This is a genomic window from Luteococcus struthionis (assembly GCF_048595755.1).
In the GTDB taxonomy this organism is placed as follows: domain Bacteria; phylum Actinomycetota; class Actinomycetes; order Propionibacteriales; family Propionibacteriaceae; genus Luteococcus.
The window spans coordinates 403,579-423,570 of the sequence record NZ_CP184360.1 but is presented as its reverse complement, the minus strand read 5'-3'; the positions used below and the strand labels follow the sequence as shown (position 1 = coordinate 423,570).

Genomic DNA, 19,992 nt, shown 5'->3' with positions numbered 1-19,992 from the left:
GCTCAGGTGAGGAGAAAAGATGAAGGCATTGGTCAAGGTCACCCCGGAGCCGGGGTTGCAGCTGGTTGAAGTGCCGGAGCCGGTGGCCGGCCCCAATGAAGTGCTGATCAAGGTGATGCGCACCGGCATCTGCGGCACGGACCTCCACATCGACAAATGGGACCCGTGGGCCCAACGCGTGGTGCCCACACCGCTGGTCATCGGCCACGAGTTCTGCGGTGAGATCGTGCACCTGGGCTCGGAGGTGCAAGACCTCGAGGTGGGCATGTTCGTCAGTGGTGAGGGCCACTATGTCTGCGGCCGCTGCCGCGCCTGCCTGGCCGGCAAGCGTCACCTGTGCCGCAACACCAAGGGCATCGGCTACATGGTTCCGGGCTGTTTCAGCGAGTACTTCGCCATGCCGGCCAGCAACATCTGGGTCCACCACCGGCCGATCGACCCCGACGTCGCGGCCATCTTCGACCCCTTCGGCAATGCCGTCCACACGGCACTGCAGTTCCCCTGCCTGGGGGAGGACGTGCTGGTCAGCGGCGCCGGGCCGATCGGCATCATGGCGGCGCTGGTGGCGCAGTTCGCCGGTGCCCGCCACGTGGTGGTCAGCGACCTGTCCGACGAGCGCCTGGAACTGGCACGAAGCCTCGGCCTGGCCGACACCATCAACGTGGGTCGGGAACAGCTGTCGACCGTCTTCGAACGGGCACGGATGAAGGAGGGCTTCGACATCGGCCTGGAGATGTCCGGTTCGGGAATCGCGCTGGCCAGCATGATCGACCACATGACCCACGGCGGGCGCATCGCCCTGTTGGGCACCCCCAGCAAGCCCACCGAGATCGACTTCAGCAAGATCATCTTCAACATGCTCACGCTCAAGGGCGTCACCGGGCGGGAGATCTTCGAGACCTGGTATGCCATGAGCGTGCTGCTGGAATCGGGTCTGGACATCTCGGGGGTCATCACTGACCGCTTCCACTACACCGAGCACGAACAGGCCTTCGCCACCGCCGGGAACGGCAAGGGCGGCAAGGTCGTCATGGACTGGAGCAACTGACATGTACGGCAAGATCAAGGACGACCTGTCCACACAACTGGCCGAGCTCAAGGAACAGGGCCTCTACAAGCATGAGGTTCCCCTCAGCTCCGCACAGAGCGCCCACATCGACGTCGAAGGCCGACGCGTGGTCAACCTGTGCGCCAACAACTACCTCGGGCTGGCCGACGACCCCCGGCTCATCGACGCCGCCAAGAAGGCGCTCGACGACTGGGGCTTCGGGATGGCCTCGGTGCGCTTCATCTGTGGCACCCAGGACCTGCACAAGACGCTGGAATCCAAGATCACCAACTTCCTCCACCCCCTCGACAAGCTCGGGGACCGGGGCAGTGCGACGGCCGAGCCTGTCGAGGCCCGCGACGGCCAGGCCTGGGACACCATCCTCTACAGCTCCTGCTTCGACGCCAATGGTGGACTCTTCGAGGTGTTGTGCGGCCCCGAAGACGCGATCATCTCCGACGAGCTGAACCACGCGTCGATCATCGACGGAGTCCGGTTGAGCAAGGCCAAGCGGTTGCGCTACAAGAACCGCGACATGGCAGACCTGGAGGCCAGGCTCGTCGAGGCCAAGGACTGCCGCTATCGGCTGATCGCCACCGACGGGGTCTTCAGCATGGACGGCTACCTGGCTCCGCTGGACGAGATCTGTGACCTGGCGGAGAAGTACGACGCCCTGGTGATGGTCGACGATTCGCACGCCGTCGGATTCGTCGGGCCCACCGGCGCCGGAACCCCCGAGAAGTACGGGGTGAGTGACCGCGTCGACATCATCACCGGCACGCTGGGCAAGGCGCTGGGCGGCGCGTCGGGCGGCTACACCTGCGCCCGGGCCGAGATCGTCGAGATGCTGCGTCAGCGCAGCCGGCCCTACCTGTTCAGCAACTCGCTGGCCCCCTCGATCGCCGGCGCTGCCCTGGCCACCCTAGAACTGCTGGAGGAATCCGGCGAACTGCGCGATCGGTTGAACGAGAACACCGCCTGGTTCCGGCAGGAAATGGGCCGCTTGGGCTTCGAGATTCCCCACAGCGACCACGCGATCGTGCCCGTCATGGTGGGGGACGCGGTCAAGGCCGCCAAGATGGCCGACATCATCCTGGACGAGGGCATCTACGTGCGCGCCTTCAGCTACCCTGTCGTGCCGCAGGACAAGGCCCGCATCCGCACCCAGATGTCCGCCACCCTCACCCGGGACGACCTGGAGGCCGCGGTGGCCGCCTTCGTGAAGGCCCGCGCCGAGGTGGGCTGAGCCCCAGCGCGTGCCCGGGGCATGGCATCGGCCCCGGGTACGCTGGCGCGGTGACCACGCAGCAGCCCGATCCCTGGCAGGCCCGCCAGACGCCACCCGTCGACGTCACCGAGCAGCCGCCCCAGACCGACGCGCCCGAGCGCGAGTGGTGGGATGACCCGGGGATGCCGTGGAAGCACGAACCCGGCCGGGCCGACAAGCAGTGCATGGCCTGGATCCTGTTCATGGGACTGTTCGGGCTGGCCATGCTGCCGCTGCGCGGCTGGCTGCTGGGGCTCAACCCACCGGTGCTGGTGGCCCTGACGGGATCTCGCTCCGGCACGGCGGCCATGGGAGCTCTGGCCAGCCAAGGATTGGCACCCCACTGGTGGTGGTACCTGGTGGCCGGATCGCTCATGTCGATCAAGTTCGACTGGGTCTTCTGGTGGGCCGGCAAGCTGTGGGGCCGCGGCATGATCGAGGTCTGGGCCGGGCAGTCCAAGCGCGCCGCCCGCAACTATGCCAAGGCGGAGACCTGGGCCCACAAGCTCGGGTGGCTGGGCATGTTCGTCGCCTACGTCCCCATCCCACTGCCGCTGATGCAGGTGATCTTCGTGCTGGCCGGCTCCACCGGCATGAGCTGGAAGAAGTTCATGGTGCTCGACTTCATCGCCAGCACGTCCTGGATGCTGCTCTACTTCTGGTTCGGCTGGCAGGTGGGTGAACCCGCGGTGCAGCTGCTGAAGCAGTACGCCAAGATCGCGAACTACGTGGCCATCGGCCTGATCCTCTTCATCATCGGGTCCACCACGCTCAACGCCCGTAAGAAGCAGCAGGCCTGATCCACCGGGGCGGATCAGCCGCGGCCCAGCGCCTCTCGGTAGCCCTGTTCCGCCGCCTCGTTGAAGGCAACCAGCACCACCCGCTGCACCCGCGACTCGGTCGCCAGCACGGTCTGCACCGCAATCCGGGTGGCGTCGTCCATCGGCCAGCCGTAGACGCCGGCCGAGATGGTGGGAAAGGCGATGCTGTCGGCGCCCAGCTCGTCGGCCACCCGCAGGCACTCCCGGTAGCAGGAGGCCAGGGTGGCGGAACGATCCGTGCTCCTGGAGTACACGGGGCCCACGGTGTGCACCACCCAGCGCGCCGGCATCCGACCTGCCGTGGTGGCCACGGCCTGTCCGGCAGGCAGTCCCTCGGGAAGGGTGGTGGCCCGCAGTTGCCGGCACTCGGCCAGGATCTGCGGGCCCCCGGCGCGGTGGATCGCCCCATCCACGCCACCGCCACCCAGCAGGCCGGAATTGGCGGCATTGACCACGGCGTCCACCTCGAGCCGGGTGATGTCGCCGCGTACCACCTCGATCTGGTCGGTGTGCATGTCAGCTCCTTGCGAAGATGGCCACCAGGAAGTCCGAGTCCTCCCGGAAGGGCTTGAGGTCCCAGGTGCCCAAGCCCAGCTGCAGGTTGAGCCCGCTGGCCTGGGCGTCGACGAGGAAGTCCTGGAAGTCGTAGCCGCGGCCGGCGCCGAAGCCGATGACGGCGCGACCCTCCGGAGCCAGGTGGGCGGCCAGGTTGGCCAGGATCCGACGACGGCTGGAGGCCGCGGGGAAGGTGATGACATTCCCGGCGCTCAGGATCACGTCGAAGGGCTCGGTCACCCCTTGGGCGGGCAGGTCGAGCAGGGCGAGGTCTTGCGCGAAGTAGCGCGGCCCGGGGGCCTCGCGCCGGGCGATCTCGATCAGCGTGGGGTCAAGATCAACTCCCACGACGTCGTGGCCGCGCTCGGCCAACCAGCTGGCGTGCCGGCCCGGCCCGCAGCCGGCGTCCAGGATCCGCGCTCCACGCGGAGCCATCGCGTCGACGAAACGCGCCTCGCCCAGCAGGTCTGCGCCATTGGCGGCCATCTGGCGGAAGCGCTCGGCATAGTTGTGGGGGTGCTGCGGATTGGCCGCAACCATCTGTTCCCACTTGCCCGGTTCGATCGTGTTCTCGCTCACCCCGCCATCCTTCCACACGGCTCCAAGCCCACCCGTACGGGGATCGGACACGGGCTGATCGGACACGGACTGATCGGACACAATGGGACCCATGAGTGATCTTGATCCCCAACTGCCCCAGGTGATGATCGACGATCTTGGCGACGACGCCGTGATCCTCGACGTGCGTGACCAGTCCCAGTGGGAGGCCGGTCATGCTCCCGCCGCGGTGCACATCCCACTGGCCCAGCTGTCGGACCGGCTCGACGAGCTGCCCCGGGTGGAGGGCTCCTTGCCCGTCACCTGTGGTGGTGGCACCAAGGGCAAGAAGGCCACGGCGCTGCTGCTCGAACACGGCATCGATGCCGCTGAGCTGAAGGGCGGGATGCGGGGCTGGAAGGCGAAGGGGCGTCCCTGGTCGACTGAGATCGACCGGAAACGCCCCTGATCGAGCCTCTGACAGGATTCGAACCCGCGACATCCTCTTTACAAGAGAGGCGCTCTACCAACTGAGCTACAGAGGCACACCGCGGCTGGTGCGGCTGGACCAATTGTGCCCAGCCGGACCGCCGCTGTCGAACCTCAGACTCCCGGCGCGGCCAGGAAGGCAGTGGCGGTGCCCGTGACGGTGACGTCCTCGCCCGCCTCCAGGAAGGCGGCCTGCCCCTTGGTCAGCGTCGTGCCGTCGGAGCCGGTCAGCGATCCCTCCACCACGAGCAGGGTGCGGCCCAGGTCGACGGCGGGCAGTCTCACCTCGATCCCATCGGCCAGGTCGAGCTGCCACAGCGCGAACTCGGGGGCCGGGGTGGGGTAGCGGCTCAGGCCCGGGGCCTCCTGGACGGCGCGCACCAGCTCCACCGGGGCGGCGTCGAAATCGACCACGGAGACCAGGGCGTCCACGTCGATGTGCTTGGGGGTCAGGCCGCCGCGCAGCACATTGTCGGAATTGGCCATGATCTCGATGCCGGTGCCCTTGAGATAGGCGTGCATGTTGCCGGCCGGCAGGAAGACCCCCTCGCCGGGCTGCATCGTGAAGCGGTTCATCATCAGGGCGGCCAGGATCGAGCTGTCGCCGGGGTAGAACTCGTCGAGCATCACCGCCGTGCGGCAGAATTCGCCGAAGTCGCCCTGCTCGTCGCTGTGGGGCAGGCAGCGCGCCACCGTCTCGTTGACCAGGTCACGACGCTCGTCGGTCTGGCCCAGGGCGTCGAGGAAGACCTCCATCAGGCCGGCGGATCCGCCACGCATGCGCAGCGGGGCCACCATCTGGTCCAGGGCGGGAATGCCGACCCGTTCGAACAGTTCGGCGGTGAGCAGGCTGTCCCGGAAGCCGCACAGGGCGTCGAAGGGGGTCAGCGCGAGCATCAGCTCCGGCTTGGGCCAGGCGTCCTTGTAGGTGCGCTTGGGGTCGTCGAGCGCAATGCCCAGCGAGTTCTCCAGCGCGAAGCCCTCCTCGGCCTGCTCCCGCGTGGGGTGGGCCTGCAGCGACAACGGGCGGTTGGCGGCCAGCACCTTCAACAGGTAGGGCAGGCAGGGCCCGAAGGCCTGCACGCTGGCATTGCCGACGATGGTTGGCTGCTGTGCGATCAGCTCGTCAAGGGGCCTGCCGTCCACGGTGGAGGGGGCGCTGGAATGTGCGCCCAGCCAGTATTCGGCCTGTGGCTCGCTGGTGGCCTCGGTTCCCAGGATCTCAGGGATTGCCGTGGTCGATCCCCAGGCGTAGTGCTGGATGGCTCCCGACATCGAATACATACGGTTCAGTCCTCTGGTGGTGTCTGCGTGGCGCCCGAGTGGCCGTCGCGCGATCCAGTCTTGCAGGTCACCGGGCCTTGTTGCAGGTCCTGCGGGCATCACCCCCCCCGGTCTGGCGCGGATTCTGCCCACCTCACCCGCATGACACCGGGATGCGGCGCGCCTAGACTCACGGGCATGTCCGACGCCCAGCCGCTCGACCCCTGCCCCGAACTCAGCAGCCTGGAGATGGCGATGCTGGACTTCGAGGCGGCTCGTCCGGTGACGGCACGCGCCGTGGGGGAGCAGGAGATCCGCGATCGTTTCGACATGTCGCTGCCGCGCTACCACCAGGTGCTCAACCGGTTGATCGACCGTCCCGAGGCGCTGCGGCACGATCCCCTGCTGGTCAAGCGGCTGCGCAGGTTGCGCGAACGCCGCGCCCAGGCCCGTTCGGCGGCTCGCCTGGTGCGCTGAGGAGGGCTGCTGCCGCGTTCGCTCGACGCGCAAGCACTGGTAAGCGGTGCCGTGCGGCCCTAGCGTGGAGGACACCACCCGGGAGCTGCCGGGGCGACGGAAGGAAGAACCATGGGTATCGGTGACAAGTTCGAGAATGCCAAGGACCAGGCCGTCGGCAAGGCCAAGCAGGCCGCCGGGGACGCCACCGACAACGAGCGTCTGCAGACCGAGGGTGCTGCTCAGGAGTTCGACGGCCAGGCTGGCCAGAAGATCGAGCAGGCCAAGGACAAGGCCAACGACGTGGTCAACGACCTGAAGAAGTGAGCTTGACCGGCTCTCCGGCGCGCCACTGACGGCCCCGGACGCCGCAGGGACGCCCGTCATCCTCCGGGATGGCGGGCGTTTCGCATGTTCGCTCGTCGTGACCGTCGGGGCTCAGCTGCCGCGGTAGCCACCGTCGCGCAGGTCGGCCTGGCACTCGAAGAAGTTCCCGGTGGCGTGGTCGCCGTGGCGCAGCAGCGACCACAGCGCCATGGCGCCGTAGACCGGCAGGAAGGGCAGCCCGGCGCACAGGGTCCACTGCCAGCTGTGGCTCTCCTCGTGTGCCAGCAGGCCGGGGCGCTGCAGCAATTGCTCGACGTCCGGGTGCCGGGTGGTCACCACATTGCCGATGGTGAAGGCGCCAGCCTTGGGGAAGCTCCACCGGTAGCCATCGGCCAGCCACAGGCCACGGGGGCCGCGGCGCAGGCGCGCCCCGCCTGCGGCGGCGACGGCCAAGCCCAGCGGCGTGCTGAGGTTGATCCAGTTGCCTGCATTGCGGATGGCGAGCATGGCTGGCGAGGCCGGTTGGCGGCCGGGGGAGGGCTTGCGCACGCCCACATTCTGCCGCCACTGGCGGACGGGCGACAGCCTTTTGCACTCTCTTGGGGGGAGTGCTAAAAAGGGACTTGGCACTCGGTAGCTTAGAGTGCCAGCGCTAGCTCATCGATGAGGCCAAGGGCCGTCCGTCGCGGGCATCGGGATGCCAGCGCCACCCAGACAACGACAGACCCGGGGCCACCAGGCCCCCGACGCGGGAGGACTCCCGAAACACCATGGCAAAGCTGATCGAATTCAACATCGAGGCCCGCCGCGGACTCGAGCGGGGCATGAACACCCTCGCCGACGCGGTCAAGGTCACCCTCGGCCCCAAGGGCCGCAATGTGGTCCTGGAGAAGAAGTGGGGCGCCCCCACCATCACCAATGACGGCGTGTCCATCGCCAAGGAGATCGAGCTCGAGGATCCCTTCGAGAAGATCGGTGCCGAGCTGGTCAAGGAGGTCGCCAAGAAGACCGACGACGTCGCGGGCGACGGCACCACCACCGCCACCGTGCTGGCCCAGGCAATGGTCCGCGAGGGCCTGCGCAATGTCACCGCCGGCGCCAACCCGATGGGCCTGAAGAAGGGCATCGAGACCGCCGTCAAGGCCATCAGCGAGGAGCTGGGCGGCATGGCGATCGACATCGAGACCAAGGAGCAGATTGCTGCCACCGCCTCGATCTCGGCCGCTGACCCCACCGTCGGCGAGATCATCGCCGAGGCGATGGACAAGGTTGGCAAGGAAGGCGTCATCACCGTCGAGGAGTCGAACACCTTCGGGCTCGACCTCGAGCTGACCGAGGGCATGCGCTTCGACAAGGGCTACATCAGCCCCTACTTCGTGACCGACACCGAGACCATGGTGGCGGAGCTGGAGAACCCCTACATCCTGCTGGTCGACGGCAAGGTCTCCTCCCTGAAGGAGCTGCTGCCGGTCCTGGAGAAGGTCATGCAGTCCAGCCGTCCGCTGCTGGTCATCGCCGAGGACACCGACGGTGAGGCCCTGGCCGGCCTGATCGTCAACAAGATCCGCGGCACCTTCAAGTCGGTCGCCGTCAAGGCCCCCGGCTTCGGCGACCGCCGCAAGGCCATGCTGGCCGACATCGCCATCCTCACCGGGGGCACCGTCATCAGCCAGGAGGTCGGCCTCTCCCTGGAGACCGCCACCTTGGAGCTGCTGGGCCAGGCCCGCAGCGTGCTGGTCAGCAAGGACGAGACCACCATCGTCGACGGTGCCGGCGACGCCGAGCAGATCGCCGGCCGTGTCTCGCAGATCCGCAAGGAGATCGAGAACTCCGACTCCGACTACGACCGCGAGAAGCTGCAGGAGCGCCTGGCCAAGCTGGCCGGTGGCGTGGCCGTCATCAAGGTCGGTGCTGCCACCGAGGTGGAGCTCAAGGAGCGCAAGCACCGCATCGAGGACGCCGTGCGCAATGCCAAGGCTGCGGTCGAGGAGGGCATCGTCCCCGGCGGTGGCGTGGCGCTGATTCAGGCCGCCAAGGCCGTCAAGCTCGAGGGACTCGAGGGTGACGAGGCCACCGGCGCCCAGATCGTGCTGCAGGCCGCCCAGGCCCCGCTGCGCCAGATCGCCCTCAACGCTGGTCTCGAGGGTGGCGTCATCGCCGAGAAGGTTGCCGGCCTGCCCGTGGGTGAGGGCCTCAATGCCGCCACCGGCGAGTACGTGAACATGGTCGAGTCGGGCATCATCGACCCGGCCAAGGTGACCCGCTCTGCCCTGCAGAACGCGGCCTCCATCGCGGCCCTGTTCCTCACCACCGAGGCCGTCATCGCCGATGCCCCCGAGAAGGCCGCTCCGGCCATGCCCGGTGGCGACGAGATGGGTGGCATGGGCTTCTGACCAAGTCCACGACCGTGACCCCGTCCTTCGACGGGACGCGGTCAACGCGAGGGCGGTTCCCCACTGGGGAGCCGCCCTCGTGGCATCGGAATCCTCAAGGAGGCAGCGTGACCCCAGCTGGGCACCAGCCGCGCACGGCGCATCTTGACCTGCTGCGCTGCGCCGCCGCAGTGGCCGTCGTGCTGGTGCACGCCTCCGGCCTGGAATGGGGACTGGCCGTGATCGGCAGCGCAGGCTGGCGCAACCTCACCCTGCTCGATGCCGCGAGCAGGTGGTGCGTCCCCATCTTCTTCATGCTCACCGGGGCACTGTTCCTGCCCCGGGCCGCACAACCCTCGTGGCCATCCCTGGTGCGACGATCGCTGCCGCGGCTCGTGGTGGCCTTCCTGTTCTGGTCGCTGCTCTACAGCCTGTTCGCCCTCTTCCTGCGGGGCGAGGCCCTGGCAGCCGACACGATCATCCAGTCACTGCCGGTCTCCTACTACCACCTGTGGTTCCTGCCGGTGATGATCGGCATCTACCTGCTCTTGCCGCTGCTGTGGTGGGTCTTCCAGAACCGGCCGCTCTCGCGCATGCTCATCGTGCTGTGGTGCCTTGCGATGACCTTGGAGTCGATCGCCCATTTCGACGGGTCCGGGGTGTTGCAACGCCTGCTCGACCAGGCGCTGCCTCCGCAGCTGGGCGGTTATGCCGCCTTCGTCCTGCTCGGTGGTCTGCTGGCCACCACCAGCCACCGTCTTGACCGCCGGTGGTTGGCCACGGCCGTGGCCGTCTCCATCGGGGGCATCACCGCCCTGACCCTGTGGGAATCGCTGCGCATCGCAGACCACGTCACCACCTGGTTCGAATACCTCACGCCACTGGTCACTCTCGGGGCGGCCGCGCTCTTCCTGCTGGCCCGTTCGGCGGAGCCCTGGCTGCAGCAGCGTCCCGAACTCTGCCAGCGGCTGCGCCGCTGCGGTGAGCTCACCTTCGGCATCTACCTGCTCCACCCGATGGTGCTGGGCCTGGCCCGCCAGCTGCCGATGACGATCCCGCGTGGGGCGCTGCGCTCGATCCTGTTCTGGCTGGTGGCCCTCGCGGCGTCGGCCGCGTTGACCTGGCTGCTGCGGCGCTCCCGGCCGGTGGCGCGCTGGCTGGTGTGAACCCGCCCGACGAGCCGCGCCTTTCCAGCCGGTGGCAGTCGCGGGCATGATGTTGGCATGCCCGGACTGCTAGAGGTGAACTGCCTCCACGAGCACGATGCCCGTCGTGCCCAGGAAGGCGGTGCCGACCGGATCGAACTGCTCGGCACCCTGGACGGCGGTGGCATGTCACCCGAACCCTCCCTGGTCGAGACGGTGCGTGGCGCGGTGGAGATCGAACTGCGGCCCCTGGTGCGCCTGCGTGAGGGCTATGGCACCGACGGTGGCGAGTTCACCCGCCTGCTGGGACTGGTGCAGAGCTACCGGGACGCCGGTGCCGACGGGGTGGTCTTCGGTTTCCTCAACGGCTACGACGAGGTCGACGCGGAGGTCTGCCTGGCGCTGGCCTCCGAACTCGACTGCCCGTGGACCTTCCACCGGGCCATCGACCACACCTTGGACACCGACAAGGCCTGGCGGGTGCTGCCCCAGTTGCCACGCCTCGACCAGGTGTTCACCGCCGGGTCGGCTCGCGACGTCGAGCACGGCCTGGACGAGCTGCTGGCCCGGTGCCACGCCGATCCGCAGGTGGCAGAACTGGTGATGGCCGGGGGAGGGCTGCAGCCCGAGCACGTCCCGTGGCTGGCACGGGCCGGGGTGCACGCCTTCCACATCGGGCACTCCGCGCGGCCCCTGGGGCAGTACAAGGCCTACGTGGATGCGCCCCTGGTGCAGACCTGGCGGGAACTCATCGACGACGAAGTCGGCCGAGTCCAGCCCGGCTGAGCCGCGGGCGTCGGCCACCCGCCAGTCCCCGCTGCCACCCCGCCCACCACAGCGAGCCGCCCAGGGCCAGCAGTGACAGGACGGCTCCGGGGACGAGCCCCGGGGTGCGGTAGTGGCAGGACAGCTCCCGGCTCTGCTCCGCCGGAACCGTCAACAGCCCCGAGCGCGAGGTGATGGCGGCATCCTGCCCGTCGAGCTGGCAGCTCCACCCTCGCTGCGCCGCGGTCGCCACCACCACGTCACCGGTGACCGGCTCGGGGAAACTGGCCGCAAGGCGGGAGCCGTCGACGGTGATGGCGGGGCGGGCCGTCGCCGCCACCTGGCGCTGCAGGGCGTCGTGGTCCAGACAGGCCAGGGAATTGCTGCTCAGCAGGGTGTCGCGATTGATCCGGTCCAGGGTGAAGGTCCCGCTCTCGATTCCGGTCAGCGGAGTGACACGGCGGTCGAAGAGCGACGCTCGTCTGCCGCGGCCGTCCGCGGAGGTCCAGCTCGCCATCGCATCGATGGAGTCGCTGGCCAGGTGCAGGGTCTGGCCCGGGGCACACCGGGCCGAGATCTGCACCGACGAACCGGCCAGCACCGGATGCATCTCGTCCTCACCACTCGTCGAGAAGCTCACGTCGGTGGCGGAGAAGTAGATCGGCTCGGCAAGCAACGCGTTGCGACGTTCCAGGACGACGGGCAGCGGTGCTCGGGGAAGGGAATCGGCCGCGGTGCTGCGGGGTGCGGGGGCCAGCCGCACCATGGGGAGCACCTCCTGCGAGTCCACGCGGGCGAAAGCGGGATCCTTGGCCCGCGCGGCCACCGAGAGCAGGGCGTCCAACCCTGGGTCGCTGCGGTCCATCATCATGCGCCCACCGGCCCGGAAGGGTTGGCCCAGCCCGATCAGCATGTCGGAGACGTCCGCGTCGATCGTGGAGCTGTAGTAGGGGAGCGAGGGGTAAGCGTGCGCCATGGGCTCGTTGAGCGTGGTCCAGTAGTAGCGCCGGTGCACGGGGGCGCCACCCACGCGCCCGGCGGGCCAGTCGGCCCGCTGCGTGGCATTGGCGGCCCGGTGGGTGCGGCTGGTGCTGAGCTCGTCCTGCAGGGGGATGGCGCCCAACGCCAGGCGGGCATGCTCGTCGATGTAACCGGCGCAGACCACCACCTCGGCCAGACAGGCCAGGGCCAGGGCTCCGGCTGCCGCGGCCATCACCCTCCGCCAGCGGTGCAGCAGGCTGACCAGCACCAGCGCGATTCCCAGGGGAAACGCCCACTGCTCCACCAGACTGGGGTTGTGGTGCAGGTCCTTGGCCACGACGTGCTCCAGGTCACGGGCGATCCAGTGCAGCACGGCAAGCCCCACCAAGGCCGAGGGCGGGCTGGGCGCGGTGAGCGTGGTGCGGCCCTGCGCCAGCGACCCGCGTTGCAGGGCGAACAGGGCGGCGATCACCACGAAACCGCACACCACGAAGGAGTAGCGGAAGGGATTGCCATTGGGGGTGTCGAAGGCATTCCAGACCGTGACCACCACGTCGTTCTGCATCGAGGCCACCAGTGCGACCACACCCAGCCCCCATGGCCACGATTCGCGCAGGCGCAGGCCGTGGGGCAGCAGCAGGCTGATGGCGAGCAGGAAGGGGACGGTGCCGACGTAGATGAGGGGAGTGGACGAAACCCCTTCGGTGAAGGGCAGCACTCGGCTCCACACGATCTGCTGGGTCACCGGCGGCAACGGCGGCGGGACATAGTCCACCCCGCGGGCGACCGCCATCACCGTGGGCAGCAGCAGGACGGAGCTCAACAGCACGCCCAGGATTCCGGTCACCAGGAAGCGCAGCACCGACGCCAGGCCGGCTCGCCAGGAGCTGGCCGTGGCGGCCAGCCACAACAGCAGGAAGATCCCCGCGCCCAGACTGGCCATGTAGGCGCTGTAGAAGTTGCTCCACCAGGTGATTGCGACGATGGCCACCGACAACCAGGGACGGTGCCGTGCCACGCTCCACCGCGCCGCCAGGCACAACAGGGGAAAACCGATGAGCCCGTCGAGCCACATCGGGGTGAACACGCCCAGCTCGAAGACCCAGGCAGAGCTGGCATAACAGGTGCCCAGCACCACGGCGGGCCACCAGCCGCTGCGAGGCGCCAGGCAGGTCAACAGGAAGGTCATGGCCGCGCCCGCGAGCATCAGCTTCAGCAGGATGATGATCGCCAGTGCCAGATCGACGTCCTGGGCTGGCACGGCCCCCACCAGCAGGGCGGAGGGGCTTGCCAGATAGGTGGCCAGGTCTGGCAGGAAGCCCACCCCGGCGCCGCTGAACCAGTTGAACTGGAGGCTGATCAGGGGGTTGCCGTGCAGCAGCTCGGCGAAGGCCTGGTGGAAGGGCAGGTACTGCGGGCCGTAGTCGCCCATCCCTCGCGAGATCTCGCCCACCGGCCACAGGTTGCTGCGGCGCATCGCGAGCAGGTGCACGAGGCCCGTGAGGAGGGCGGCCAGCACGGGTGGCAGGGCGCGTGCAGCGAAGGTGCGGGCAGCGGTCTTGGCGATCAATGGGCCTCCTTGGGGGCACCGAAAGCCTAGTGCCCGGACGACGCCAGGCAAGGACTCCGCCGGCATGTAACCTCAATGAGTGATCCGAATGCTGTCCGTCGTCGTCCCGTGCTACCAGGAGGCCGCCAACCTGCCACGGCTGCACGAGGCCCTGGTGGAGATGTCGGCCCAGCTGGATGCAGCGGAGATCGAGGTCATCCTCGTCAACGACGGCAGCCTCGACAACACCTTCGAGGTGGCCTGGAAGATCGCCCAGGACGACCCGCGGGTGCGGGTGCTCTCCTTCTCTCGCAACTTCGGCAAGGAAGCCGCCATGCTGGCGGGCCTGCGCGAGGCCAGGGGAGAGGCCGTGGTGATCCTGGACGCAGACCTGCAGCACCCGCCCGAGCTGATTCCCCGCATGCTGCAGACCCTGCAGGCCACCGGAGCCGGGCAGGTGGTGGCCAAACGGGACCGCCGCGGCGACCCCGTCCTGCGAAGCCTGTTGAGCCGGATCTACTACCGACTGGTCAACAGCATGATCGACGTGCGCCTGGAAGATGGCGTTGGCGACTTCAGGATGCTGTCGCGACGTGCCGTCGACGCGCTGCTGGAGCTGGCCGAGCGCAATCGCTTCAGCAAGGGCCTGTTCGCCTGGATCGGGTTTCGTACCGAGACGATCGAGTACCGCAACGTGGGGCGCGGGGCAGGCGCCTCGTCGTGGAGTCTCGGCTCGCTGGTCAACTACGGAATCGACGGGGTCATCAGCTTCAACGACCGTCCCCTGCGCTTGCTCGCCGGGCTCGGGGGCTTCACGGCACTGGGCGGCCTGCTGTACCTGCTGTGGCTGATCCTGAACTGGTGGCGCGCGGGCGTCGACACCCCCGGCTACATCACCACCATTGCCGTGATGACGATCCTGGGCGGAATCCAGTTGCTGTCGGTGGCCCTGGTGGGTGAATACGTGGGCAGGATCTACGCCGAGGTGAAGGCCCGCCCCCACTACATCGTGGAGCACGACAGTGCCCGGGAATCGGAGCGTGGCCCGCAATGAGGGCGGCTTCGACGGCCTGGCGACGCTGGGAACCCACCTTCTGGCGGCTCTTCCGCTTCTGCCTGGTGGGAGTTGCCAACACCCTCGTCTACTACCTGGGCTACCGCCTGCTGTTGCTCGCCATGCCGTGGTTCCCGGCCCACCTGGTGGCCTGGGCGGTCTCGGTGGTCTTCAGCTTCTTCATGAACTGCTGGTTCACCTACCGGGTCAGGCCCACCTGGAAGCGCTTCGTCGCCTTCCCGGCCTCAACCCTGGTGAACCTGCTGTTCACCAGCCTCGGCTCGGCCGTGCTGGTGGAGCTGATCCACTTCGACGAGCGCTACGCCACCCTCGTGATGGGCATCCTCGCGATCCCCTTCACCTTCGCCGTCACCACCCTGGTGCTCACCAAGGGCATCAACGCCGACGACCAGACTCGCTGAGCAGGGGCCCGGGCCACGACCCGCGGCCCGGACCCGGGAAGGCTCAGCCGATCACGGTGAAGCCGGCAGCCGTGGTGCCGGAGGCCTGCCCGGGTTGGATCTTGCCTCCGCGGGCCACCGGGTAGGTCTGCAGGCCGGCGCTGGTCTGGTAGCTGATGTCGTCGACGGTGTCGCCATTCAGGTCGCCGGCAGAGCCCACCAGCACCGGACGCCACCCTTGGCCCACCTGCTTGGCTGCGCCCAGCCTGGTGCCGGTCGAGGTGTAGGCGAACATCAGCCCGTCCTTGCGCATGGCGATCACGTCACCGCGCAGGTCATTGTTGATGCCCTGGATACCGATGATGGCGCTCATCGAGTTCCAGGAGGTGCCGACGACGCCCGCATTGGAGGCACCTCCAGAGGCCGGCAGCACGTAGCGGATCAGCCGACCGTCGCGAGCACGCCCCAGCAGGTCGGGAGTCCTGTCGGCGTTGAAGTCACCCACGGTGGCGAAGGCCGTGATGCCATTCCACCCCTTGCCCACCTGCCGCTGGTAGGTGACGGTGCCGTCACCATTGCCCCGGTAGAGGTGCAGCGTGCCGTCCTTGCGTCGGGCCAGCAGGTCGGTGCGCCCATCGCGGGTCACGTCACCGGGCACGCCGATCCAGGTGAACGAGCCCCAACCGGAACCGATCACGGTCGCGGGGGCGAGCCTGCCCTTGCCCAGGCCACGGAACAGGTGGAGGGCACCGGACTTCACCCCCAACAGGTCTGCCCGGCCGTCATTGGTCCAGTCGCCGCGGGCACTCACCTGGCGTCCCCACATGATGCGCGAGGCACCCTCGATGGTGGAGATCTGGGTGTCCATGCCCGCGGTGGTCGAGTGCGTCAGCGCGGCGGCGGAGTAGCGACGCGGAAGCTTGTGGCTGTAACCGATGCTGTTGACGTGCCAACCGTCGCTGCGCGGCAACCACCCGTTCTTCACTGCGATGTCATGGCCCGGCCCGGCCGTGACGCCCCAGTCCTGGTCGGAGGCCACCTGCCGCATCAGCTGCAGGCCGTAGCTGCGGTTGGTGTCGTTGATCACCGGGTTGCTGCGGCTGAAGTGGTCCATCACCACCACCTGGTCGGGGGCGCTGGTGACCGTCAGGCCCCAGTAGCCCTGCGGCCCCGGCGTGGTCTGGCGCAGCCCCATCTTCGACAGCGTCGCACCCACCGCGGGGCCGCGCCCCACGTGGTTCCACAGGTTGGTGGTGGCCGCATTGTCGCTGTAGCGGATCATCGGCGTCATCTGGTTCTTCTCCCACGCGGTGAGCGCACGCCCTTCCCGCTGGGCCTTGTCCATCACCGTCGCCATCACCGCGACCTTCACGATGCTGGCCGTGACATTGGTGGCATTGCCCTTGACGTGGCTGTAGATGGTGCTGTCACCCTCGGCGCGATAGGCGACGGCCACCGAGCCGGAACGGCCCGCGGTGTAGGAGGACAGCTGGCTCGCATAGGGGAAGCTCTCGACCTTGCCGTAGGCGGCCTGGTTGTTCGGGGCCACGGCGGCCGGCTTGATCACCTGCTCTGCCGCGGCCCGCACCACGGCGTCGCTGTCGAAGCTGACGTCGACCTGCAGCGTCGCATCGACCGATTGCGCCGCGGTCATTCCGGCGGCCGCGACCTCGGTGGCATCACCGAGCTGACCCGCCGTGGTCTGCACGGTCACCGGTTCGCATCGCAGCCCCTTGGCCTTTGCCGGGTCCTGCTCCAGCGCAGGAACCCGGCGGGGCGCGCCGGAGCGGGGCGTGACCCGGACGGTGGATGCACTGCTCACCGTGACCGGGCCCTTGCCGGCCACCCTGACCGCGCCGGGGGAGTCCAACCGTCCGGTGACCTCGAGGGGAACCTCGCCGAGCTGGTCACAGATCACCGTCGTGGTCCTGGGCTCGGCAGGATCCGGAGCCGCCTGGGCGGGCGTCGTGAGGCCGGTGGCCAGGCCAAGGGCCCCGGCCGTGGCGAGCACGGTGAACTGCCGAGCGGGGCGAGGGATTGAGGGCATCTTTGCTCCTGGGAGGACGTTGGGGGTGCTGCTGAACCGCCATTTCGCATCCTAACCCGCAAGGGTCATCCGGATCCGTGGGCGAGCGGGGATTGCGGCCGACCGGGTGGGGCTCAGCGCGCCCGGTAGGCAAGCTCCACCCGGCGATTGCGCGCCCGGCTGGCCTCATCGCGGTTCTCGACCAGCGGCTCGTCCTCGCCCTTGCCCGTCACCCGGACGTCGTGGCGCCGCAGGGCCTCGCCCAGGACAGTTTGCACCGCCCGGGCGCGTTGCCGCGACAGCGTCATGCCGTGTTCGGCGCTGCCGAGGTCGTCGGTGTGACCCTCGATGGTGATGGTGCCCGGCGGTACCGCCGCAAGCTGTGAGGCGATCTGCGCCAGACGGTGCCGCGCCTCGGGACGAATGGCGGCACTGTCCCTCGTGAAGGCGACATTCGCGTCGATGCGCACGTCGATCCGTTTCTTCGAGACGGCGCTCTCGGCCACCCCGGCCAGGTCCTGCGTGACCGGCGTGATCGGGAAGGAGCGCGGCCCCAGCGCCACGGTGCGGTACTCATCCGGGGCGGGCAGGGGAGTGGGGACGATGGTCTCCGCCCGAGCGGTCAGGGGCATCGCCAGCGTCAACCCGACCAGCACTGCCACGGCCGCAAGCAGGTCAGCGAAGCGGGACATCGCCGAAACCCCCAAAGGTCTGTGCCTGCACCATCAGGTGGTCCGTCTCGGCGTCCGGAAGCGCGAACAGGCAGCTGACCCACCGCGCATCACCCCGTTTCCAGGTGGGGTCGGCGGAGCGGGTACAGGCGTCGATGCCGTCGATCCGGGCAGGAAGGTGCACCATCTGCGCGGCGGGGTCGACCAGCTTGAACCCGTTGTCGATCCCGGAGTTCGGGTCGGTGAGCTGACCGACGGTGGTCAGCATTCCCCGGCCATCGCCGATCTCCGCTCCACCGGAGGGAACCTCGACGGCGGTGAGCCGTGCGGTCAGCAGGACCGACTTGCCCTCGCGGCGAAGGGGATAGAGGTCGAGGGTGAAGGTGATGCCGTCCTGGGCGGCCCTCCGAGTGGCAACGGGTGCCTCGTTGGGTGGCGGCGTCACGGGAGCCGCGGCGGCAGCTGGGGCAGTGGCAGCCGGGGCTGTGGCGGTGGGGACGGTGCCGGGTGGCTCGGAGGCCTGGCTGGGCGGGTCTGCAGGCTCGGGTGGGGTGGCCCCGGAGCAGGCGGTGACCAGCAGGATGGCGAGGACCGCGGGAATGGTGAGAAGTCTCATGGCATGAGCCAAGCCGCTGCCCAAGGCTTGGGCGAGCGTCCACCGGGTACAGGATGTTGTCCGAATGGTGTCCGAGTGTTGTCCGCGCATGATTGGATCGCGTCATGGCCTCAGACCCCGTCCCGGAGCCCTCCCAGCGTCGCTGGAAGAACCGTCGTGGTGCCCGGGTCCTGGTCCGCTGCCACGGTCGGGTCCTGTTGATGAGTGACTCCGACCCGGGCCTTCCCGGATCGTCCTGGTGGGTGCTGCCCGGAGGCGGGATCGATGAGGGGGAGAGCTCCCGCGAGGCCGCCGCCCGGGAGCTCGCGGAGGAGACCGGCCACCGCGTGGGGCCGCAGTGTCTGGCCGGACCCATTGCGCACCGCGTGGTCACCCACGGTTACTCGGACCGGATCCTGGTGCAGGACGAGGACTTCTACCTGCTGGACGTGGAGCAGGAATTCGACGTCGACACCTCCGCCTTCACCGCCACCGAGCGGACGCGGATGGGGCGGTGGGGCTGGTTCGGCCCCGACGAGATGGCCGCCATGACTGTCTGGCCCGAACAGACGCCCCAGCTCGCCGGGCTGACAGCGGACGATTTCGTGGACCTCGGTGAGGTGGAGGAGTCGACCGTCGCGGTCACTGCCCGGTGAGACACCCGGGTGATGCCGCCAATGACGCAGGAGGACCCGCTCCCCTGAAGGGGAACGGGTCCTCACGATGGGTGCTGCGGTGAGGGATCAGCCCTCGACGCGGCCCTCGGTCTGCATGGGCACGGAGACCCCTTCGTCGGTCAGCGTCTTGTAGAGCGCGCCGGCGATCAGGGCACCGATGATCGGGGCAACCCAGAACAGCCACAGCTGGCCGAGCGCCCAGCCGCCCTGGAAGATGGCCACGGCGGTGGAACGAGCCGGGTTCACCGAGGTGTTGGTGACCGGGATCGAGATCAGGTGGATCAGGGTGAGGGCCAGGCCGATGGCGATCGGGGCGAAGCCCTTGGGGGCGCGGTCGTCGGTGGAGCCGAGGATCACGAACAGGAACATGGCGGTCAGCACGACCTCGATGACCAGGGCAGCCATCATCGAGTAGCCGTCAGGGCTGTGGGCGCCGTAGCCGTTCGAGGCGAAGCCCGACTCGCTGGCCGAGAAGCCGGCCTTGCCGCCGGCGATCACGTAGAGGATGGCGGCACCGACGGTACCGCCGATCACCTGGGTGATGATGTAGGGCGCAACGGCGCCGGCCTCGACGCGCTTGGCGGCGAACAGGCCCAGGGTGACGGCCGGGTTGAAGTGGCCGCCCGAGAGGTGGCCGAAGGCGTAGGCGGCGGTTATCACGGTGAGGCCGAAGGCCAGGGAGACACCGACGAAGCCGATGCCCATGTTGACGGGGGACGGATCGGTGCTGAGCACCTTGGCGGCCAGCACGGCAGAACCGCAGCCACCCAGGACGAGCCACAGCGTGCCGAGGAACTCGGCCACCAGGCGGGACTTCATGGAAATGTTCATCTTCTTGCTACTCCTTGTCGGGACATGCCGGGGGACATGCCTCGGATTGCATCTGCGGCCCGCGAGACGCCATTGACCCGTGGAATTTCTTGGTGTCAAGAAATCGGGCTCCAGTTCCAGAGCGTAACAACGCTGGGCGGCATGGAACCGCAGACTTCCCGT

Annotated in this window: 21 protein-coding genes and 1 tRNA gene; 12 read left to right on the top strand and 10 right to left on the bottom strand. The window is 68.5% G+C overall.

Going from position 1 to position 19,992, the window contains the following annotated elements; genetic code table 11:
• The first annotated feature begins 19 nt into the window (after nt 1–19).
• From tdh to ACOAMO_RS02035, 3 genes are read left to right on the top strand one after another with little or no spacing between them, the layout of a single operon-like run.
• Nucleotides 20–1,048, top strand: coding sequence for an L-threonine 3-dehydrogenase (gene tdh, locus ACOAMO_RS02045; protein WP_420175932.1), 1,029 nt, complete (start codon nt 20–22; stop codon nt 1,046–1,048).
• Nucleotides 1,049–1,061: 13 nt separating this feature from the next.
• Nucleotides 1,062–2,294, top strand: a complete 1,233-nt coding sequence (locus tag ACOAMO_RS02040; protein WP_420176951.1) for a glycine C-acetyltransferase — start codon at nt 1,062–1,064, stop codon at nt 2,292–2,294.
• A 50-nt stretch (nt 2,295–2,344) separates the two neighbouring features.
• Nucleotides 2,345–3,115: a DedA family protein gene (locus ACOAMO_RS02035; RefSeq protein ID WP_420175931.1), complete on the top strand. Its 771-nt coding sequence runs from the start codon at nt 2,345–2,347 to the stop codon at nt 3,113–3,115.
• A gap of 14 nt (nt 3,116–3,129) precedes the next feature.
• Here ACOAMO_RS02035 and ACOAMO_RS02030 read toward each other — a convergent pair whose 3' ends face one another.
• Together ACOAMO_RS02030 and ACOAMO_RS02025 are read right to left on the bottom strand one after the other, a co-directional pair.
• On the bottom strand, nt 3,130–3,651 hold the full coding sequence (locus ACOAMO_RS02030; RefSeq protein ID WP_420175930.1) for an O-acetyl-ADP-ribose deacetylase: 522 nt from the start codon (nt 3,649–3,651) through the stop codon (nt 3,130–3,132).
• 1 nt (nt 3,652) lies between these two features.
• Complete coding sequence (locus ACOAMO_RS02025; protein WP_420175929.1) at nt 3,653–4,270, bottom strand: class I SAM-dependent methyltransferase; 618 nt, start codon at nt 4,268–4,270, stop codon at nt 3,653–3,655.
• 91 nt (nt 4,271–4,361) lie between these two features.
• Between ACOAMO_RS02025 and ACOAMO_RS02020 the strand changes: the two genes are divergently transcribed.
• Entirely contained in the window at nt 4,362–4,697 is a 336-nt protein-coding gene (locus tag ACOAMO_RS02020; protein WP_420175928.1) for a rhodanese-like domain-containing protein, read from the top strand.
• Between the two features lie 3 nt (nt 4,698–4,700).
• Here ACOAMO_RS02020 and ACOAMO_RS02015 read toward each other — a convergent pair.
• Together ACOAMO_RS02015 and manA are read right to left on the bottom strand one after the other, a co-directional pair.
• Nucleotides 4,701–4,773, bottom strand: a tRNA-Thr gene (locus ACOAMO_RS02015).
• 58 nt (nt 4,774–4,831) lie between these two features.
• Nucleotides 4,832–5,992: a mannose-6-phosphate isomerase, class I gene (gene manA / locus ACOAMO_RS02010; RefSeq protein ID WP_420175927.1), complete on the bottom strand. Its 1,161-nt coding sequence runs from the start codon at nt 5,990–5,992 to the stop codon at nt 4,832–4,834.
• Nucleotides 5,993–6,178: 186 nt separating this feature from the next.
• Between manA and ACOAMO_RS02005 the strand changes: the two genes are divergently transcribed.
• Both ACOAMO_RS02005 and ACOAMO_RS02000 read left to right on the top strand, forming a co-directional pair.
• Nucleotides 6,179–6,457 carry a DUF3263 domain-containing protein gene (locus tag ACOAMO_RS02005; RefSeq protein ID WP_420175926.1) on the top strand — a complete coding sequence of 93 codons (279 nt, stop codon included), beginning with the start codon at nt 6,179–6,181 and terminating at the stop codon, nt 6,455–6,457.
• Nucleotides 6,458–6,568: 111 nt separating this feature from the next.
• Nucleotides 6,569–6,763: a CsbD family protein gene (locus ACOAMO_RS02000; RefSeq protein WP_420175925.1), complete on the top strand. Its 195-nt coding sequence runs from the start codon at nt 6,569–6,571 to the stop codon at nt 6,761–6,763.
• A 111-nt stretch (nt 6,764–6,874) separates the two neighbouring features.
• On the opposite strand, the gene ACOAMO_RS01995 is transcribed toward ACOAMO_RS02000, so the two are convergent.
• Nucleotides 6,875–7,312, bottom strand: coding sequence for a hypothetical protein (locus ACOAMO_RS01995; RefSeq protein WP_420175924.1), 438 nt, complete (start codon nt 7,310–7,312; stop codon nt 6,875–6,877).
• Nucleotides 7,313–7,533: 221 nt separating this feature from the next.
• Between ACOAMO_RS01995 and groL the strand changes: the two genes are divergently transcribed.
• The 3 genes from groL to ACOAMO_RS01980 all read left to right on the top strand — a co-directional run bounded on the left by groL (nt 7,534) and on the right by ACOAMO_RS01980 (nt 11,066).
• Complete coding sequence (gene groL, locus ACOAMO_RS01990; protein WP_420175923.1) at nt 7,534–9,156, top strand: chaperonin GroEL; 1,623 nt, start codon at nt 7,534–7,536, stop codon at nt 9,154–9,156.
• Nucleotides 9,157–9,263: 107 nt separating this feature from the next.
• Nucleotides 9,264–10,301: an acyltransferase gene (locus ACOAMO_RS01985; protein ID WP_420175922.1), complete on the top strand. Its 1,038-nt coding sequence runs from the start codon at nt 9,264–9,266 to the stop codon at nt 10,299–10,301.
• Between the two features lie 57 nt (nt 10,302–10,358).
• Complete coding sequence (locus tag ACOAMO_RS01980) at nt 10,359–11,066, top strand: copper homeostasis protein CutC (protein ID WP_420175921.1); 708 nt, start codon at nt 10,359–10,361, stop codon at nt 11,064–11,066.
• Here the strand turns inward: ACOAMO_RS01980 and ACOAMO_RS01975 are convergent.
• Nucleotides 11,029–13,596: a YfhO family protein gene (locus ACOAMO_RS01975; protein WP_420175920.1), complete on the bottom strand. Its 2,568-nt coding sequence runs from the start codon at nt 13,594–13,596 to the stop codon at nt 11,029–11,031. The genes ACOAMO_RS01980 and ACOAMO_RS01975 overlap by 38 nt on opposite strands.
• A gap of 88 nt (nt 13,597–13,684) precedes the next feature.
• Between ACOAMO_RS01975 and ACOAMO_RS01970 the strand changes: the two genes are divergently transcribed.
• Together ACOAMO_RS01970 and ACOAMO_RS01965 are read left to right on the top strand one after the other, a co-directional pair.
• Nucleotides 13,685–14,629, top strand: coding sequence for a glycosyltransferase family 2 protein (locus ACOAMO_RS01970; RefSeq protein ID WP_420176950.1), 945 nt, complete (start codon nt 13,685–13,687; stop codon nt 14,627–14,629).
• Nucleotides 14,626–15,051 (top strand): GtrA family protein, encoded by a 426-nt coding sequence (locus ACOAMO_RS01965; RefSeq protein ID WP_420175919.1) that lies wholly within the window; start codon nt 14,626–14,628, stop codon nt 15,049–15,051. Before ACOAMO_RS01970 ends, ACOAMO_RS01965 begins: the two co-directional genes overlap by 4 nt.
• Nucleotides 15,052–15,094: 43 nt before the next feature.
• Here ACOAMO_RS01965 and ACOAMO_RS01960 read toward each other — a convergent pair whose 3' ends face one another.
• The 3 genes from ACOAMO_RS01960 to ACOAMO_RS01950 form a co-directional block, all read right to left on the bottom strand.
• Nucleotides 15,095–17,077, bottom strand: a complete 1,983-nt coding sequence (locus tag ACOAMO_RS01960; RefSeq protein WP_420175918.1) for an FG-GAP-like repeat-containing protein — start codon at nt 17,075–17,077, stop codon at nt 15,095–15,097.
• A 113-nt stretch (nt 17,078–17,190) separates the two neighbouring features.
• Nucleotides 17,191–17,748: an OmpA family protein gene (locus ACOAMO_RS01955; RefSeq protein WP_420175917.1), complete on the bottom strand. Its 558-nt coding sequence runs from the start codon at nt 17,746–17,748 to the stop codon at nt 17,191–17,193.
• Nucleotides 17,732–18,343, bottom strand: a complete 612-nt coding sequence (locus tag ACOAMO_RS01950) for a hypothetical protein (protein WP_420175916.1) — start codon at nt 18,341–18,343, stop codon at nt 17,732–17,734. Before ACOAMO_RS01950 ends, ACOAMO_RS01955 begins: the two co-directional genes overlap by 17 nt.
• Before the next feature lie 104 nt (nt 18,344–18,447).
• Here ACOAMO_RS01950 and ACOAMO_RS01945 point away from each other — a divergent pair, with 104 nt between their 5' ends.
• Nucleotides 18,448–18,978 carry an NUDIX domain-containing protein gene (locus tag ACOAMO_RS01945; RefSeq protein ID WP_420175915.1) on the top strand — a complete coding sequence of 177 codons (531 nt, stop codon included), beginning with the start codon at nt 18,448–18,450 and terminating at the stop codon, nt 18,976–18,978.
• Nucleotides 18,979–19,065: 87 nt separating this feature from the next.
• Here ACOAMO_RS01945 and aqpZ read toward each other — a convergent pair whose 3' ends face one another.
• A complete protein-coding gene (gene aqpZ, locus ACOAMO_RS01940; protein ID WP_420175914.1) occupies nt 19,066–19,830 on the bottom strand; it encodes an aquaporin Z in 765 nt (254 codons plus the stop codon).
• Nucleotides 19,831–19,992 lie beyond the last annotated feature (162 nt).

What these genes read in the sequence shown, in the direction of transcription:
- tdh (WP_420175932.1), top strand. Translation starts at nt 20, where the DNA reads ATGAAGGCATTGGTCAAGGTCACCCCGGAGCCGGGGTTGCAGCTGGTT.
- ACOAMO_RS02030 (WP_420175930.1), bottom strand. Translation starts at nt 3,651, where the DNA reads ATGCACACCGACCAGATCGAGGTGGTACGCGGCGACATCACCCGGCTC.
- ACOAMO_RS02020 (WP_420175928.1), top strand. Translation starts at nt 4,362, where the DNA reads ATGAGTGATCTTGATCCCCAACTGCCCCAGGTGATGATCGACGATCTT.
- manA (WP_420175927.1), bottom strand. Translation starts at nt 5,992, where the DNA reads ATGTCGGGAGCCATCCAGCACTACGCCTGGGGATCGACCACGGCAATC.
- ACOAMO_RS02005 (WP_420175926.1), top strand. Translation starts at nt 6,179, where the DNA reads ATGTCCGACGCCCAGCCGCTCGACCCCTGCCCCGAACTCAGCAGCCTG.
- ACOAMO_RS02000 (WP_420175925.1), top strand. Translation starts at nt 6,569, where the DNA reads ATGGGTATCGGTGACAAGTTCGAGAATGCCAAGGACCAGGCCGTCGGC.
- groL (WP_420175923.1), top strand. Translation starts at nt 7,534, where the DNA reads ATGGCAAAGCTGATCGAATTCAACATCGAGGCCCGCCGCGGACTCGAG.
- ACOAMO_RS01980 (WP_420175921.1), top strand. Translation starts at nt 10,359, where the DNA reads ATGCCCGGACTGCTAGAGGTGAACTGCCTCCACGAGCACGATGCCCGT.
- ACOAMO_RS01970 (WP_420176950.1), top strand. Translation starts at nt 13,685, where the DNA reads ATGCTGTCCGTCGTCGTCCCGTGCTACCAGGAGGCCGCCAACCTGCCA.
- ACOAMO_RS01965 (WP_420175919.1), top strand. Translation starts at nt 14,626, where the DNA reads ATGAGGGCGGCTTCGACGGCCTGGCGACGCTGGGAACCCACCTTCTGG.
- ACOAMO_RS01960 (WP_420175918.1), bottom strand. Translation starts at nt 17,077, where the DNA reads ATGCCCTCAATCCCTCGCCCCGCTCGGCAGTTCACCGTGCTCGCCACG.
- ACOAMO_RS01955 (WP_420175917.1), bottom strand. Translation starts at nt 17,748, where the DNA reads ATGTCCCGCTTCGCTGACCTGCTTGCGGCCGTGGCAGTGCTGGTCGGG.
- ACOAMO_RS01950 (WP_420175916.1), bottom strand. Translation starts at nt 18,343, where the DNA reads ATGAGACTTCTCACCATTCCCGCGGTCCTCGCCATCCTGCTGGTCACC.
- ACOAMO_RS01945 (WP_420175915.1), top strand. Translation starts at nt 18,448, where the DNA reads ATGGCCTCAGACCCCGTCCCGGAGCCCTCCCAGCGTCGCTGGAAGAAC.
- aqpZ (WP_420175914.1), bottom strand. Translation starts at nt 19,830, where the DNA reads ATGAACATTTCCATGAAGTCCCGCCTGGTGGCCGAGTTCCTCGGCACG.